This window comes from Candidatus Nitrosarchaeum limnium BG20 (assembly GCF_000241145.1).
GTDB lineage: Archaea > Thermoproteota > Nitrososphaeria > Nitrososphaerales > Nitrosopumilaceae > Nitrosarchaeum > Nitrosarchaeum limnae.
In genome coordinates, this window is the sequence record NZ_AHJG01000144.1 from 1 (window position 1) to 860 (window position 860).

Annotated in this window: 1 pseudogene; it reads right to left on the reverse strand. The window is 33.4% G+C overall.

Annotation, left to right across the window (positions count from 1 at the left end):
* A pseudogene (locus BG20_RS04640) lies at window positions 1–860 on the reverse strand (S8 family serine peptidase); the annotation flags it as partial.

Sequence of the window (860 nt, forward strand, 5' to 3'; positions counted from 1 at the left end):
ATGGTATACTGTTTAGTGTTGTTGTAAATATCATATGTTTGCTTACCTTTTGATGCGATTGAAGAAGCACTGGATGTTCCATGCCCAACAAAATCATTCATCACTCCAAAAAATCTACCATTTGGATCGAGTGCAGGTAATAAGGTTCCATTAATTGCATTTAATGACTTGTCAATTTTTGCAGTTTTGTTTTGAATCGCACCATAAACATCTACTACTTGAGCACCTATTGTTCCTGCACTATAATCTGCCTTGCCATCTTTATTAGAATCATAAACTAGAAATTCATTTCCACTTCCCAAAACAATTGGTTTCTCATCAGTAAAATCAAAATCATATTTTGGTTTCTGTCCAGATTTTAAATCATATCTTGTATAATCTTCCCAAGAGGTACTTAGATCAGGTATTATAATGTCATAAACTCCTGCAACATTAGAATCTACAACAAGCACTGGTACTAGTTGTATTCTAGCATATGGTCCTTCTGTAGCACCTTGATAAATCATACCAAGATGATAAACACCACTTTTTGATTTGATGTAATTTCTACTGTCTTTACCTATTTTGATATCAGTATCTAGTGTTCCATTAAATATTGGTGAATTTCCAAATTGTGGAAAGAAAGAATTGTAAATTTGAATTTCTGTTCCTTTTCCACCCTGAGATATATTTAGAAAAACGCCGTCTTTTGTTTTGTATACAGATGAAGTAATTCCTGCCGGTAATGGATTTGTATTATTTCGTATAATTCCATCCGTGTCAATAAATGCAAAAAAAGTAGAGTTTGTCAGAATTATTCCCTGTCCATCAGCATCAAGCATTATTGGATGATTTGATGTGTCTCTTGCAAGCGAATCCCT